This window comes from Achromobacter sp. GbtcB20, assembly GCF_019091095.1.
Lineage (GTDB): Bacteria > Pseudomonadota > Gammaproteobacteria > Burkholderiales > Burkholderiaceae_B > Achromobacter > Achromobacter mucicolens.
Map to the genome: position 1 here is coordinate 1 of NZ_JAGXJZ010000713.1, position 252 is coordinate 252.

At 69.8% G+C, this 252-nt stretch carries 1 protein-coding gene; it reads right to left on the minus strand.

Annotated features, from left to right (window positions below; genetic code table 11):
* A partial coding sequence (locus tag KVT32_RS30825) for a GAF domain-containing protein (RefSeq protein ID WP_217619509.1) occupies positions 1-252 on the minus strand: 252 nt, incomplete at both ends.

The following is a 252-nucleotide window of genomic DNA, read 5'->3' on the forward strand; positions in this document are numbered from 1 at the left end:
GCAGCTGCACCACCTGGATACTCTTGCCGATGAACAGGCAGGTCACCTCGAGCAGCGCCAGGTCGTCCTGGACGAAGGTGCTGCCGGCGACGTTCACCACGCCGACGATGCGCCCTTCGATCCGAATCGGCGCCGACATCAGGCTGCGGCCGGCCCCGCGCGGGCGCCGCGCCAGCAGCGCATAGGCCGAGTTGCCGATGTCCTCGTCCAGCAGCGCCTGGCCGCTGGCCAGCACCTGGCCGCTGATGCCTT